The sequence below is a fragment of the Janthinobacterium sp. 1_2014MBL_MicDiv genome (assembly GCF_001865675.1).
In the GTDB taxonomy this organism is placed as follows: domain Bacteria; phylum Pseudomonadota; class Gammaproteobacteria; order Burkholderiales; family Burkholderiaceae_D; genus Janthinobacterium.
This window is the reverse complement of sequence record NZ_CP011319.1, coordinates 4,877,237-4,891,788: the sequence shown is the minus strand read 5'-3', so window position 1 is coordinate 4,891,788 and position 14,552 is coordinate 4,877,237. Positions and strand designations below refer to the sequence as shown.

Here is a 14,552-nt window from a genome sequence, read left to right as displayed (position 1 = left end):
GTAAGGCTTGCAAATGCCGGCAAATGCCGGCAATATACCTTTATCACTTTCTAAAGGGAAAATTATGCAAAATGAATACAAACCAACATTGCGCTTTAACGCCGCTGAAACTAGACGCATCGATGCTGCGGCCCAAGTTGCTGGACTAAAATCTTCTGCGTGGATACGAAAGATTATCCTTGATAACGCGCCGCACCTCTCGATCAAAGATCCATTGGCCGTACGTGTAGCGGAATTTAGCGAGCCGCAAGGTTGGAACTTGATAAATTTCACTGAAGCTTTGGCTTTTGCCGAAGCTAATCAGTACGCCGATTTGGGTGAAATTGAGGCATACATAAATCGCTACACGAAGCCTTATGAGGGGGAACTGTGGATTGATTGTGGCAAAGTCCCAGGTGTTTCAGCATTGGACGTGTCCAGTATTAGCGCCAAGGCAGTGGATCTTTGCCGGAGAATTTTCGTTGCCCACGTGAATGTTCTAGTGGCAAGTGAAAAATTAACAACATAGCTACCGTTCTCAGGTGGTTCTCTTGCGTCTGTCCAATACATATTCTAGGTAGCATGTTATTAAATAAGCAAAAAATGTCAAGTATCCCAACACCAAAGTAGTGATCATGATCCAAGATGGCCCGGGGAGCTTTGCGCCTGTCTTAATGGCGACTATAAGAAACCATGTACTTGCAATAAGTGCAATTATGCGAAAAATGATACCCATAATAATCTTGCTTTTGGCAGGCATCGCGTAAGTCCTCTATCGAAGTTTTATAGCGCAGTATGTGTACTATTGAGCGGTTTTCAACCTATATAAATCAAGATGTTAAGACGAACAAACCTTGATCCGTATAGTACATCAGACGTGTTATAAGCTGATGATTTTAAAGAAATTTCCCGTACGTAACATGTTAGGTTCATAGCCTATCGGGGGTTCGAATCCCCCTCTCTCCGCCACGGATAGTAATTAAGTAAGATCAGGACGTCTCAGGAAGTCCCTCAAAAACCGCTTAGAGCCTTGATTCTAAGCGGTTTTTTCGTTTCTGGACGTTGCACAACGTCCCAGGACATCAACCTCAAGTAGGCGCAAGTTTGGGGGCTTCTCGTACTCAGCCATTGCCGCTTGCCCCAAAAATTCAAAAAAACGACTATATTGATCTTTACAGCATGCCGCGCAGGAGGTTTGCCATGCCAAAGATCATTGCTCCGTTGACAGATTTACTCATCCGCAACGCCAAGCCACGCGAGCGGCCGTACAAAATGTTCGATGGTGACGGCATGTACCTCGTCGTCGCGCCAACCGGTTCCCGCATCTGGCGTTTCAAGTTCCGGCAGGCCAACGGCAAAGAGAATACGCTGACGTTCGGCCCTTATCCGGAAATTACCTTGCAGGATGCACGTGAAAAGCGTCTGGCGACACGCCGCCTGCTGCTGCAAGGAATCGACCCCGCCAAGCATCGTGACGATGCCAAACGCCTGGCAAAGGATAAGGCGTCCAACACCTTCGAAAAAATCGCACGCGAGTGGCATGGCAACAAAGTGCCGACGTGGAGCGAACGCACCGCCAAGAACACCATCCAGCGCCTGCAAGCAGACATCTTTCCAGCCATCGGTCGCATGCCGATCGATGAGATAAAGCACCGCGATCTGATTGCCGCGCTGCGCAAGATCGAGGAGCGTGGCGCAAGCGAAGTCGCTCATCGCCTGAGAGCGGTATGTGCGTCAATTTTCAGCTACGCGATTCAATGCGGATTCACAGAGCGCAATCTGGTCACCGATATGAAGGATGTGTTGAAGACCGTCCGCGCCGGACACTTCGCCGCCATCAACGCCGACGAACTACCGCAGTTCCTGGCTATTCTGGACCGCAACGAAGCACGCATGTTCGCGCCGACGCGCATTGCGCTGCGGCTGATGCTGCTGTGCTTTGTGCGCACCAGCGAGTTGATCGAGACGCCCTGGAGTGAAATTGACATGGAGCGCGGCGAGTGGGTCATTCCATGGCAACGCATGAAGCGCGGCAAGCTGACCGTCAATCCGGATATGACCAACCATCACGTATGCCTGTCGCGCCAGGCGCTGGAGCTGCTGCGCGAACTGCACGCGATCACGGGCCGCAGCAAGTACCTGTTCCCGAATCAGCGCGACCACGAAAAGCCGATCAGCAATAACACGATACTGGTGGCGCTTGGACGCATGGGATACAAGGGCAAGATGACCGGCCATGGCTTCCGGGCGCTGGCCATGAGCACCATCAAGGAGCGCCTTGGCTACCGGCATGAAGTCGTGGACCGGCAGCTGGCACATGCGCCGAAGGACAAGGTGGCCAGTGCCTATGACCGGGCGCAGTTCCTGGCGGAACGGCGCCGGATGATGCAGGATTGGGCCGACTACATCGATGCCGTCAGCGGCAAGGGAGCGCCGCCGCTGACACCCAGGCTAACGCTGGTCAGCGGTGAATTCAGCCGGGATGGCGGAACAGGAGGGCACCATGTCTAAGTATGTATTGCGCCTCACGGATGCGCTTATCAAGCAGACCGCTTCCAAGGAAAAATTACATAAACTGGCTATCGGAGCCTTTGTCCGGGCTGCAACGCTGCCGGTCAATGCCAGTGGCAGCAGCCCAGTCCGCGCCGGTTCCGATGCTGCGTACTACGAAAAGCGCACTTGATGAAACGAACCGCTTGCAAACGTCGATAGCAGGCATAGAATGAAGCTCTCTTATGTGGGAATCGCTCCCACGAGGGCATGCATCGAGCATGTCCCTATGCTTAGCGGCATAGGCGTTGCGGTCGTCACCCGCCACCATGATACCTAGCAGTTTCTGCTAGAGATATATATCGCCGGGCCATGCAGAAGCATGCACATCTCGGCACGATAAAGCGCTGCCTTCAGCGTCTTCATATCCCACAATCCGCAAGACGGATTGCCTGGATGATTGCGCCCGATGGGCGCTTCCTCAAACAGGAGCAAGACTCCTGCCCCGATTGGTTCGCATGCCCCACGAGGTAGCGCACCGTATGAAGCACAGCATGGCTTTGCCGCAAGCCGCACCGTCAGCAGAAATGCCAGCGATGCGATGCCATCGAGGCTGCCGCCAGCGCGTGTGCTTCAGAGTCGCCAGTATCGTCACCGCGAGTGCGATGCTGGCATGTATGCCGTCACATGCCATGGCTGCGTGCGCGCGTCGTTACTGGCGGCGTGCTGCCAGTGACGACGCGCCGCCGACGGCATAGGCCAAGGCGGCAAGCCCTGAGCGTCCGCGTGACGGTGCTCAGTGACGAGGCAAGATGCATCTCCATCGCAGGCTAGGCTTGCGATTTCCTTCGCCCGCTACGGGCTGATTAGTAGAAGTTGAACCGTGCACGAGGTGCACTCCATGGACCCTGGGTGATTGGTCCCCGCTGCGGCGGCTTCCTCCGGGAACGCGCAGCGGTGCCACACGCGCATGCGGCGCGGGCAGGCAGTAACAGCAACCGCATACACGGGAGTGGTGTCCCGAGGCCCTTGATTCAACCTTTTCTGCCGAGGCAGTGAGGGTGGCCAGAAACACTTACCAGACAGGATTACACCACGCAGCATCGATGTGGAAACCAAAGATCGAAGGGATGACTTTGCCATGCGCGACTTGAACTACCAGCTCAAGCAACTGTGTCACCGCAACCGGGATGGCAGCTTTGCGACGCAGGCCGACCGCGAGCGCTTATTGAACCTGTGCGCCAACGACCTGGCGGAACGGGGCTTCCAGCATATGAGCGTGGACAGCCTGAAACCGAAGCATGTGGCGGCGCTGCTCGACAAGTGGAAGCAGGATGGCGTCAGTACCGGCACGATCAAGAATCGCATGAGCGCCCTGCGCTGGTGGGCCGAGAAGATCGGCAAGGAAAACATCATCGCGCGCACCAACGGCGAATATGGCATCGCGGAGCGGGTGTTTGTCACCAACGTCTCGAAGGCGAAGGTGCTTGACGCCGATACGCTGGCCCGCGTGAATGATCCGTATACGCGCATGTCCCTGCAGCTTCAGGCGGCGTTTGGATTGCGGCGCGAGGAAAGCATCAAGATCAAGCCGGGATGGGCCGATGGCGGGAACATCCTGCGGCTGCAGGATAGCTGGACCAAGGGCGGCAAATACCGGGAGGTGCCGATTGCCACCATGCACCAGCGCGCCGTGCTGGAAGCGGCCAAGGCGCTGGCGGGAAAAGGCAGCCTGATTCCGGCGCAGTTGCGGTATCGGGATCAGTTGAACCGCTTTCGGGCGCAGTGCGACAAGGCTGGCATCCATGGCGTGCATGGGCTGCGCCATGAGTACGCGCAGCGGCGCTATGCCGAGCTGACTGGTCGACCTAGTCCAGCCAGTGGCGGCCCGACGTCCAGACAGCTGGATGCTTCACAAAAACTCGCAGATCAAGCTGCGCGGATGAAGATTTCGGCGGAGATGGGGCATGGCCGTGAACAGGTCACTTCCATCTACCTGGGCAGATGACCGCCCACTTGTATCAGGGCCGCAGCGCATGGAGCTGAAGATATGTACGGGGCGCAGCCCTGGCGCTGCCGGAATTATCGAGGAGAGTCGGCATGACTCTCCATTGTTTGCTGTTCATCAATCGAAGGAGAATCTTATGACCACGACCAAAAAATTCCTCCGCTTGCCTGCTGTCATCGAGGCCACTGGCTGGTCCCGAGCCACAATCTGGCGCAAGGTGAAGGCAGGCGTGTTGCCAGCCCCGATACCTATCGGTCCCAAGTCTATCGCGTGGGACGCAGAGGAAATCGCTCAATGGCAGCAGCGCTGTATTGACGCTAGGCGTGGAGTCGCTTGAGCGGGAGTTAATAGTGGCTGGATAGAAGCGCCCCATCTCGTAAGACGTCACGGGGCGGGCCTACCGGTCCTCACCAAATTGTCCAACTGCTGCCGCTGCGCGGCAGCCCCGCGCGCCTGTGGCGCGCGTTCGTGGTTCTAATTAGGTTTCGATTGAGCAAACTTTTACGGCGCCCAGCGCATCAGCCCGTGTCCAAATGGCGGACCTGACCCTGCCCCCCTCTCCTCTAGGTAAAGTCACTTTATTTTCTTGCCTCGACCTGAGGCAGACTTCTTCTTCGGCGTGTCAATTACGGCGAACATCGCGGAGCGCCCGCCTTTGGCACTTGCTTCCAGAACTTGCTTGAGAAGCGAAATCGATTGGGGGCCTGCCCCGATCCAGCCCACACGTGCCAATTGAATGAACTCAGTGTTGCTCAAATAGCGAGGGCAGTTGTCATAGCCGACCGACAAGCCACCACCTGATCCTTTTGCCTCTGGAAGTGCCAAAAATTCGCGTAGATGCGATTCGGGCATAGTAATTCCTTTAATCAGGCTATCGTCCCGTGCATCCGGTCGGAATTGCTCGCAGAATTTGAAATAAAACGGCCCATCATGCAGGCGATAGCTCCAAAGCGTTGCCGGGCTTGGCGGCATAGAGGGGACGGTGGAGCGGAATGCGTCCATGCGGTCTAATTGGTCGTTGATGTTGGATGTCGGCGAGATCCTATAGGACCAGCCTTTTCCCTGCTTTTCCATCCTCTTGTACTGAAGAAGTAGCAAGTTTTCGTAGCATGTGCTGTAAATAATGAGATCTATTCCTATGACTGTCTCAATTGCTGTTTGGTCTACTACATGGACGCGAACGGATTTTCCGCTGTCATCTGAAAACATAGCAGACTTGCTTGGGACATTCCCCAACAACATTTCAAAAATACGAGCATCGTGCTCAAGCAGTGTTCGTTCTTGGATTGGTAACCCGTCGAGAAGATCAAGAATTGAAGATGCTGTTTCAATGTTCTCCGTCTTCAGGCTTTTAAGTACTTTTCCTTTATCTAACTCAGCGATATCCAGACTAAGGCCCAATCCGTCCCGCTGCTCGTTTAGGCGCTCGACCCGATTAGATTGCCCAAGTAAGCGGCGCTCCTCTGCTCTCAAGGCAATTAGCTGATCAATCGCTTCTGATGCTGCTGGACGTGACGCACGAAGCTCTCCCAGTAGACATTCCCAGGTTGGGTTGTCGGTCCGCTTCATAGTCTCAGGTGTGCACGTGACGGCCTCCAAGTCGGAAAGCAGTAACTCCCCTGCTCGAATCGGCGGATCGAACGTGAGAGGGTTCGACATGCGCATTTTTAGCTTGCCCGATCCACCGCTACCATGCATTCGTTCCATCATAGCCATGGCGGAAATTGCAAGCGGGTCTTTACTCAGCACTAACAAAACTAGCTCTCTACGCTCAAACTCCCAGTCTAGAGCAGAGAAAGAATCTGCTAAGTCGCGGCCTGAGTGGAGGCGTGCTGCAAGCCACTCTGTCCTTTCTGGCTCAAAAGTAAGAACGAATCCAGAGTACTTCACTGGTTGCGTATCTGTTTTCTTCTTTTTTGGCGGCATCGCTTTAGATTATTTTAATTATTCGGTGGTTCTTGGACTGTTGTTACGATAGACGGACGAACCCCTAGGATTGGTAAGGGTTCGCTGTCTAACCGCCCCGTACGGCTCATCACTCGGTTTCGCCTGGTAGTCGGCATCCCATCAACAGCGAGTTAAATGGGTGAACCTTCTTCCACGGTCAAGGACAGGCAAGTATTGGTTGCCCCGCATTGAATTTCTCAGCGCGTTGTTTGCTGACGGTTGAAGTCTAGCCTTATCCAATATAATATGTAAAGGGTTGGTTTTTCCTATGTTATTGATTTGAAAGGGAGAAACAGTGTTATATGGCGAGCGAATGATCAATGATTCGGTACCTTAACTATTTGTTTTGATGGTTTTTTTTCTATTGACTATAGCCTATGTAAAATAGGGGAATGCCTTGTCACAAGTGTCGGCGAAACAGCCGTCTCAAAAATGCTCATGATGACCAAAACAGTCTCTCTAATACGTGAATTTCGTCGTTACTCAGAAGTTGACGATATCGATGAAATGGCAAGGTCATTTCATAGTGATCGTGCCGAGCTCAAATGGGAGCAGCTAACGAAGCCGGTAGTCGTGGTTCTCGGATCGCCTGGAATTGGGAAGACTACGGAGTTCAAGTTGCGAGCTGTCGAAATGGGGGCAAGCGCGTTTACCTTGTTTGTGCCGTTATGCGAGATCGATGGCGACGGTTGGAATTTAGACCCTGTTGAGGAGGAGCGCCTAGAGCAATGGGAAGCAAGCGCAAGTGGAAAGGGGATATTCTTCTTAGACTCAATTGACGAAGCTAGATTGAGCGACCCCGCTGACTTTAGAAAGGCACTTGTTGGCGTACATCATAGACTGAAGAAGCAGTTTCATCGAGCACAGATCTTCCTCTCGAGTCGCTTTTACGATTGGGTGGTACCGGATGTTCGAAGTGCAGTGCATAGTTTGTTGACCAAGCCTCTCTGCTCGTCGCAATACGGCATCCTCAATCAAAATGATTTCGCTTCGGGCAACGCCCAACTTCCTCAGGTAGAAGAGGTTGAGCCGGTTGTACTCGAGCCGCTTTCGCGAGCTGAACAAGTGAAACTGGCTCGTCACTTCAACGTGACAAACGAATCTGATTTTTGGGATGCTGTGCATGGCGGGAACTACTTAGGGATGGCAGTGAGTCCCCGTGATCTTGCATGGCTTGTGGAATATTGGAATAGTAATCAAAAGCTATCCAACTACACAGAGCTCATGCGCGCATATGTGCAACGCCGATTGAGTGAGGAAAATGAATCCTATTCCGATAAGGTCGCTACCTTATCCAATGAGCGTGCACAATCCGGCGCTGAATTGGTCGCTATGGCTATGGAGGTGTCCGGGATAAAGGACATTTCGATTAAAGGCACTTCTAATCCGCGCAGTTTGAATGCAATCGAGTTGCTGCGTGAGTGGGATTCTCAAGAAATTAAACGGCTGTTGGGCTCAGCTGCCTTTGGCCTCTCTTCTTTCCAGCGCTTTACTCTCAATCATCGCTCAACGCGTGAGTATCTGTTTGGCCGATGGGTTGCAACCCGAAGGGCGTGTGGGGTCCCGCTTGAGCGCCTAATGCGCCTTTTTGTAAAAGAGCAGTATGGCAAGTCGGTGTTGATACCTGCACGCCGCTATGGGTTGAGTTGGGCATGCTCCTTGGATCATGAGTTTCGGCGATGGGTGGCGACGAAACATCCCGAAGTATTCGTTTTCGACGGCGATCCATCGCGATGGGATGCGCCAACCGCTGAACTGGCATTTAAAGGATATCTAACCAAGTTGTCGCAAGGTTGGTATAAAGATTGGTCCAACAGTGCGGCTGAAATGGCGCGAGTGTGCGCAGCGCTGCGACCAACTTTCCTACCTTCGATGCTCGTTCATTTCGCTGAGAATGATGCTGCATGCGGGGCAGTGCTTATCTACATTTATCATGGGCAGGTTGTTGGCTGCGACACTGCAATCCAGCGCCTTTTGGAGCGTACTTCTCCTTCGGGTTACATATACCGACAAGCAGTAGCAGCAATTGGAAAAATCGGGACACAAGAGCAGCTAGCCAGTCTTAAAGCGAAGCTTTTTGCAGGAGATTTCGCGAAGAATAACAAGCTGATCGCAGAGCTGTTGGAAGCCATTGGGCTGAGCGGTTTCTCTTTGGATGAATTAAAGAGCTTGATTTCACAGGCTGGCCCTGAAGAAGAATTTGGTGGGCCTATGGCGGGAGCCTTTGGCGAGGTTCTGAGCGAGGAAAGCGAGTTCGAGATTGCGCTGCTGGCACTGCAAGCGCTGTTGGAGTCGTTGCCTCGTTGGCTTGATACGCCGAGGGAGTCTGAGATTTTGCAGCCGCCGTGGATATATGCCGCATTCGCCGATGCGTTCGAGCGTGCTCTTGAATTGTTCCCAGCCACAGAGGTTGATATCAGCGTATGCGTTTCCGCAACTTGGGAAGCGGAGCGTTTGCGTCGCACTAACTATGCTCCGATGGATGAATTCCGGAAGGTTCAAGGTCTGATTGCTGGGAACAAAACTCTTCGATGGCACCTCTTGAATGAGGTTGCGCTACGTGACGAGATGAAAGGAAGATCAAGTCTCTTCCATAATGTCTGCCTTGTGGGTCTCGAAAAGGAAGATTATGACGAAGTTGTTTCGAAGGCGAACAACACGACATTGTCAGTAGAAGTAAATCGTGCCTGGTTCAAGGCCGGCGTTCGCCTGGTGGGTTCATACTACGAGACACCTCTCAAGTCGGAAGCATTGCAACGCTTTATGGTCCCACCTTACGAGCAGGAACGTTTGACGTTTATCCAGCGGCTTCAAGAAGAAGAAGGAAAATTCTCAGACGAGCATCGGACGTACCTTGCGGAGCAGGAGCAAGACAAACTCGAAAGAGTGAGGCAAAAGGAAAGGGATGTTGATATGATCATCAATGACCTTCCTGCTATTGAAAATGCAGAATACAATGCGCTGTTCAAATTGACGCAGTACATTCTTCGCGACTTGCGCAGCAAACTCTTTGAAAAAATTGATTTAGATGAGGTCACGGAAAAATTCGGCAAGCAAATAGCCGATGCTCTTGCAAATGGGCTGGTTAAGCACTTTAAAGGCTACGATGTAGATGATCCTTCGTCGTACCCGGATGGCTCTGTGCCTTGGAGGCTTCTGCTTGCTACGTCGGGCTCTCAAATTCTTGTAGCGCGAGGCTATGCATTAGATGCAAGCGATATTTCCAAAATCGCCCGCCTTGAGGTTTGGTATCCGAATGGTCCTTCGCCCGTATTCGATTCGGTCTGCTCGGGCAACGAGGTCGCGATTGCGGACGCGCTTGAGCAATGGGTTTTGGCAGAGGCGGCAACTGAACAGGTTGGGAAGCCAGTTCATAGCGCTATCCGTTTCTTATTAGGTGCACCTCACGAGATCCAGCGTCCGTTACTCAATAAGCTAAAAGGGGTTGTGGTTTCGGAGGATGCCACACATCCGATGCTTAGAAAGGTAATATGGGATGCGATGGCTGAGTTGAGTATTCTGTCTGATTCGGAGCAAGCAAAGATCGCCAGTGAAAGGGTCAAGGATTCGGAAAGCAGCGAAGTGATCGATATCGGTTGGCTTCGCCGGTGGCTTTATAGTGCGCCTGAAGATGCATGGTCGTGGTTCAAAGCCCGCGTTGAGTCTGCAAACGATGGAGGGCAGTCGCTCGTCACTCAATTTGCAGAGAATATAGGAAATTTTGGGGCCAAGTTGGCAGTTAATGGTGATGAGCGCTTGAACCTTCTTGTTGAAATTTATGCGCTCTTCCGGCCATATGCAAAGAACCTCGACGACGCATTTCCATTTCAATCTTCAACTGTTGAGTCTTTGGTCGGGCGTATTCCTAACATCGTTAGACAGGTGCCAAGTGCAGCAGCGAACCGCGCGTTGGCTAAACTAGCGGAGCTTGAGCCAGATCAGTCTACAAGTCAATGGCTGCTGTCTGAGCAATTGCTTCATGCATCGCAAGCTGCCGAAGTCGAGGCGCTCACAACTTTCGATCAGGTGCGAACGCTTATCGATGGATTCGAGGCGGAAGCGAAGTCGGCTGACCAATTGCTAGAGCAGGTTCTGGCACGGTTGGGGGAAATCAAACGAGGTGTGGAAGAAGGGCCATTCAGCGATAGGAATTTGTTCAAGCCAAAAATGGATGAGAAGGATGTGCAACTTTGGCTTGCCGCGCGCCTTTCTGAGCGTGTCCCTCTTGCACGCTTCAACGTGCAGAGGGAAGAGGAGGTCGATGACAACAACAAGACTGATATCCAACTTTCGACCAGCAACAAGTATGTCGTCTGTTTAGAGATTAAGCCGCTAGACTCCGACGGAAGATATAGTGCAGCAGAACTAGTAGATACCCTTCGCACTCAAATATTGGGCCAGTATCTCAAGGGGTACAACAGCTCACATGGCGTTCTTGTATTATTTAGGCTTGAGGAACGAACTTGGAAAGTCAATGGCAAGCGATGCCAGAAGTTTGAAGAGTTGATTGCGTACCTTAGGGGGCAAGCGCGATTGATCATGGAAGAACACAATCGAATGCCAGGTGTTCTCCCTGTGCGTGCGCTTGAAGTATTCGATATCAGATGTTACCGATAGGCCTTCAATGAAATGAGCTTAACGGAGTTCAAGAGGGCCGGGGGCAGGTCCGCCATTTGGACATGGGCTGAGGCATTGAGCACTGCAAAAGCCGGGTCAGTTCGACCAACGAACGCACGTCTTCGGCACGCAATGCTATCGACAACGACCTAAGGGCTTCTACTGTAACCACAGCACCAATCCGTGTCTAAATATTGGACCTGCACCCCCGTTTTGTCTGTTAAAGCAGCCATGGCTGCTTGAGGCAGTTCTGGCTCGTTTCGCAGGGCTTGTTCTACCGATTTTTCCACGTCGGCCAAATCAATGTAACGCAACCCTCGCCGCAGACGGCGATTTTACTCCAAGCAATGGTTCTAATTACGCGGGATCGCAGGCTAATGATTTGCTCGACAGTCTTAGGGGGCTAGATGCACATCATGACTAGCAGACCGTAACCGCCCCATAAAAGACATAACGTCTTCAGCGATAAAAGTGTTGGATAAACAGCGGCGCAGCCTAATGTCCGCTTGTTTTTACATTCGTTAATTGTCATTACGCTGTATAAATGAACAGTGGAAGTTTCGATGATGCGCGTCAATCTTTGTTGCAAGCAATGCTATTCTAGATGCCTACCTTTTATGGACGCATGCGTGGATGACAACGGAGCAACTACAACTTCTCTTGCCAGTGGCACAGCCAAGTTTGACGCTGGCTCTAAGCAGCCAGGTAAGCCAAGCTTTTGTGTCTGTAGCACGGCCTACGTTCAAGCCGACTACGTTGCTGGCCTTATGCAGCCAGGTGAACCAGGTCTGTCCAAAGTGTGGGCGGCCATTGTTTATTAAGAAGGCTAAGAACTGGGTGAAGGATTACGAAATTGCCCACATCTATCCGTTGAACCCCACCCCGGCAGAGCTGGCGATACTGCTTGGCGAGCAGAAGCTCAGCGGAGGTCCAAACGACGAATGCAATCTGATTCCGCTCTGCTTTACCTGCCATAAGCTCTATGACACAGACAAGACTTTGGAGGACTACCGGGCGCTGAAGAAAATCAAGGAGCGCCTGCTTGGTCAGGATGCTCAACGGCGCATCCAATATGAATACCAGATCGAATCTGACATCGCGACCATTATGGACGCACTGATGTCGGAGGCAACGACAGAAATACTGGACGCGGACTACGTAGCCAAAGAGATAGACACCAAACTGGAGGGCGAGATTTCCAACTTGACCAAGCAAAAAATTAAGAACGACGTGTCGTCTTTCTACCTTTTTGTCCGTAACCAATTGGCTGAAATCGAGAAGACAGTGCCAGGACAAGGTGTCCTGATTGCGATGCAAGTCAAGCTGTTCTACACGAAGCAGAAAGGTCTGAAGTTGACGCAGCAGCAGATCTTTCAGAATACAGTGGGCTGGATCTTGTCCAAGACGCCGAACGGGACGGAGGAGGCCGCTGCTGTGGTCGCCGCATTCTTTGTACAGAATTGTGAGCTTTTCTAATGATAACCCCAAGCAAATTTATTACGTTGCAGCAGTCGATACTTGGCCGTCTGCCGCTAGTGCTGGCCTTGCCGCCACCATATACGATCCACCAGCTGTATAAGCATGTGGAAGACGGTTTTCCTGATATTAATGAGTTCATTTATGCGGTAGATGTTTTGTATGTCTTAGGAAAGCTCGATGTGGACCTTGAGAGTGGGATAGTTCGCCATGCTGCGTGAAATTGAATCAGATGCCTTCCGTGTACCCAAGGTCGAATTCCATCTGGGACTCAACGTCGTGATCGGTGATGCCGCTGCCGCCAATTCGATCGGCAAGTCATCGCTCCTAATGGTCATTGATTTTGTCTTCGGCGGCGCAGACCTATTGGATAAAAACGACGACATCGTCCCCAATATCGGGCACCACGAATATCGGTTTGTGTTTGAGTTTGACGGCCAGAAACATTATTTCAAGCGGGCTACGGAGCGTTCCGAATTTGTCATCGAATGCGATGGTCAATACAATCAAATCAAACCACTGACAGTGGCCCAGTACACGGCCTGGCTGGTACAGTCCTACGCCACGCCGAAAATCAGTCTTTCCTTCCGTAGTATGGTGGCCCCCTATTCCCGGGTCTGGCCAAAGGACAACGTCACCAATGTGCATCGGCCTTTGCATGCCGTGTCGAGCCAGTCGGCGAGCGATTGCATCAACAATCTGATCAAACTGTTTGGTCGCTTCAGCGAAGTGGAGCACTCCTCCGCTGTGTTTGCGCAAGCGGACGAGCATCGCCGCGTGTGGCGCAAGGCAGAAGGCATGGAGTTCCTTTCGAGGATTGGGAAAAGGGAATACGAGGCCAATGAATCTGCCTTAAATTTGATTAGCGAGGAAGTGGCAGAAATTAAGACCAACCTGGCTCAGTACGCCTTGAACCTTCGCGCGATTGTCGATAGGGAGGTCATGGACCTTGCCCAGGATAAGGACTTGCTACTGCGTGAAAGATCAAAGGTATTCCACCAGCTGACTCGGACGCAGCAGAACCTTCAGGCGAATAAGCACGTCAAGAGCAGTCAGCTGGAGGGACTGAAGGAATACTTCCCGGATATGCAGGTGGAGAAGCTTGTGCGCATTGAAGAATTTCACAGCGCCGTGGCGCGACTGCTCAAGCAGGAGTTGGTGCAGATGGAAAAGACACTCCAACTGCAGCTTAATTCCCTCGACGTGGCGATTGCTGATGTCGACCGCAAGGTATCCGAGCGCGTCAAAGGGCACGACAATCCCAATGTCATTGTGGACCGTGTCTATCAACTGTCGGAAAAATGGAATGCCTTGAAGTCGGCAAATAAGAAATTCGAAAAAAAGGAAGAACTACAAAAGGATTTCGTCGAGGCCAAAGAGTCGCTGGAAACCGTCAAACTAGCAATCTTGACGGACATCGAGTCTGTAATAAATCAGGAATTGGAGAGGCTGGCGATCGACGTTTATGGGCAGGGCGCCAATGCGCCGAAGTTGCTATTGGGGCAAAATTCTTACAAATACGAGATTGACAACGATACTGGAACGGGTACAGCTTTTGCCAACCTTGTACTGTTTGATTTGGCAATTCTGTCGCTTACCGAACTGCCATTCCTCATTCACGACCTTCCTTTATTCAAGAATGTCGAGCATGATGCAGTGGCCGCCTTTGTCGTCGAATACACTAAGTTTCCGACCAAGCAGATTTTCACCGTACTCGACGAAATCGAGAAGTATGGTGCGACAACCGTTGATGTTCTCAGGAAGCGTTGCGTTCTTGAACTCAACGAGCAGGACGTACTCTATAAGAAGAAATGGCGGTCTCGCTAGCGAAATCTTCATCAATCAGCGCCGTAGCGTTCGACACACTCCATCAACTCATCGTCGATTATTCCAAATCCTTGGCCAAGTATTGCTAAGATCGCGCGTCCGAAAGTGCCGTCCAACTGGGCGGTCAGGCGGCCCCGCTTTCGGCGAGCCGCTTACCTACAACGTTGAGTATTTCCATGAATTGGCTATGTCCGCGATGGGGCGAAAG

10 protein-coding genes are annotated in these 14,552 nt (G+C 52.1%); 9 read left to right on the top strand and 1 reads right to left on the bottom strand.

The annotated features are described in order from the left end of the window. Positions 1–13 precede the first annotated feature (13 nt). From YQ44_RS29130 to YQ44_RS29725, 5 genes are all read left to right on the top strand, one after another. Complete coding sequence (locus YQ44_RS29130) at positions 14–508, top strand: hypothetical protein (protein ID WP_156894941.1); 495 nt, start codon at positions 14–16, stop codon at positions 506–508. Positions 509–1,179: 671 nt separating this feature from the next. Further along, a complete protein-coding gene (locus YQ44_RS21120; protein ID WP_071325067.1) occupies positions 1,180–2,490 on the top strand; it encodes a tyrosine-type recombinase/integrase in 1,311 nt (436 codons plus the stop codon). After that, complete coding sequence (locus YQ44_RS29125) at positions 2,483–2,662, top strand: hypothetical protein (RefSeq protein ID WP_156894940.1); 180 nt, start codon at positions 2,483–2,485, stop codon at positions 2,660–2,662. Before YQ44_RS21120 ends, YQ44_RS29125 begins: the two co-directional genes overlap by 8 nt. Positions 2,663–3,610: 948 nt before the next feature. After that, the gene (locus YQ44_RS21115) at positions 3,611–4,477 is read left to right on the top strand and encodes a phage integrase N-terminal domain-containing protein (RefSeq protein WP_071325066.1); all 867 of its coding nucleotides are present in this window, start codon (positions 3,611–3,613) and stop codon (positions 4,475–4,477) included. Continuing rightward, positions 4,437–4,814 (top strand): helix-turn-helix transcriptional regulator, encoded by a 378-nt coding sequence (locus YQ44_RS29725; RefSeq protein WP_335589233.1) that lies wholly within the window; start codon positions 4,437–4,439, stop codon positions 4,812–4,814. The genes YQ44_RS21115 and YQ44_RS29725 overlap by 41 nt, the downstream gene beginning before the upstream one ends. Positions 4,815–5,050: 236 nt before the next feature. On the opposite strand, the gene YQ44_RS21105 is transcribed toward YQ44_RS29725, so the two are convergent. Further along, positions 5,051–6,403: a hypothetical protein gene (locus YQ44_RS21105; protein WP_156894939.1), complete on the bottom strand. Its 1,353-nt coding sequence runs from the start codon at positions 6,401–6,403 to the stop codon at positions 5,051–5,053. A gap of 459 nt (positions 6,404–6,862) precedes the next feature. On the opposite strand from YQ44_RS21105, the gene YQ44_RS21095 reads away from it, so the two are divergent. From YQ44_RS21095 to YQ44_RS21080, 4 genes are all read left to right on the top strand, one after another. Beyond that, positions 6,863–11,041: a hypothetical protein gene (locus YQ44_RS21095; RefSeq protein ID WP_156894938.1), complete on the top strand. Its 4,179-nt coding sequence runs from the start codon at positions 6,863–6,865 to the stop codon at positions 11,039–11,041. 633 nt (positions 11,042–11,674) lie between these two features. Continuing rightward, on the top strand, positions 11,675–12,517 hold the full coding sequence (locus YQ44_RS21090) for an ABC-three component system protein (RefSeq protein ID WP_156894937.1): 843 nt from the start codon (positions 11,675–11,677) through the stop codon (positions 12,515–12,517). Beyond that, positions 12,517–12,738, top strand: coding sequence for an ABC-three component system middle component 7 (locus YQ44_RS21085; RefSeq protein WP_156894936.1), 222 nt, complete (start codon positions 12,517–12,519; stop codon positions 12,736–12,738). The genes YQ44_RS21090 and YQ44_RS21085 overlap by 1 nt, the downstream gene beginning before the upstream one ends. Next, positions 12,728–14,344 carry a DUF2326 domain-containing protein gene (locus tag YQ44_RS21080; RefSeq protein WP_071325061.1) on the top strand — a complete coding sequence of 539 codons (1,617 nt, stop codon included), beginning with the start codon at positions 12,728–12,730 and terminating at the stop codon, positions 14,342–14,344. The genes YQ44_RS21085 and YQ44_RS21080 overlap by 11 nt, the downstream gene beginning before the upstream one ends. Positions 14,345–14,552: the final 208 nt, after the last annotated feature.

Bases quoted from the DNA above. Each gene is read 5' to 3' on its own strand.
- YQ44_RS21090 (WP_156894937.1), top strand. From the start codon at position 11,675: ATGACAACGGAGCAACTACAACTTCTCTTGCCAGTGGCACAGCCAAGT.
- YQ44_RS29725 (WP_335589233.1), top strand. From the start codon at position 4,437: ATGGCCGTGAACAGGTCACTTCCATCTACCTGGGCAGATGACCGCCCA.
- YQ44_RS21105 (WP_156894939.1), bottom strand. From the start codon at position 6,403: ATGCCGCCAAAAAAGAAGAAAACAGATACGCAACCAGTGAAGTACTCT.
- YQ44_RS21095 (WP_156894938.1), top strand. From the start codon at position 6,863: ATGATGACCAAAACAGTCTCTCTAATACGTGAATTTCGTCGTTACTCA.
- YQ44_RS21080 (WP_071325061.1), top strand. From the start codon at position 12,728: ATGCTGCGTGAAATTGAATCAGATGCCTTCCGTGTACCCAAGGTCGAA.
- YQ44_RS29125 (WP_156894940.1), top strand. From the start codon at position 2,483: ATGTCTAAGTATGTATTGCGCCTCACGGATGCGCTTATCAAGCAGACC.
- YQ44_RS21085 (WP_156894936.1), top strand. From the start codon at position 12,517: ATGATAACCCCAAGCAAATTTATTACGTTGCAGCAGTCGATACTTGGC.
- YQ44_RS21115 (WP_071325066.1), top strand. From the start codon at position 3,611: ATGCGCGACTTGAACTACCAGCTCAAGCAACTGTGTCACCGCAACCGG.
- YQ44_RS29130 (WP_156894941.1), top strand. From the start codon at position 14: ATGCCGGCAAATGCCGGCAATATACCTTTATCACTTTCTAAAGGGAAA.
- YQ44_RS21120 (WP_071325067.1), top strand. From the start codon at position 1,180: ATGCCAAAGATCATTGCTCCGTTGACAGATTTACTCATCCGCAACGCC.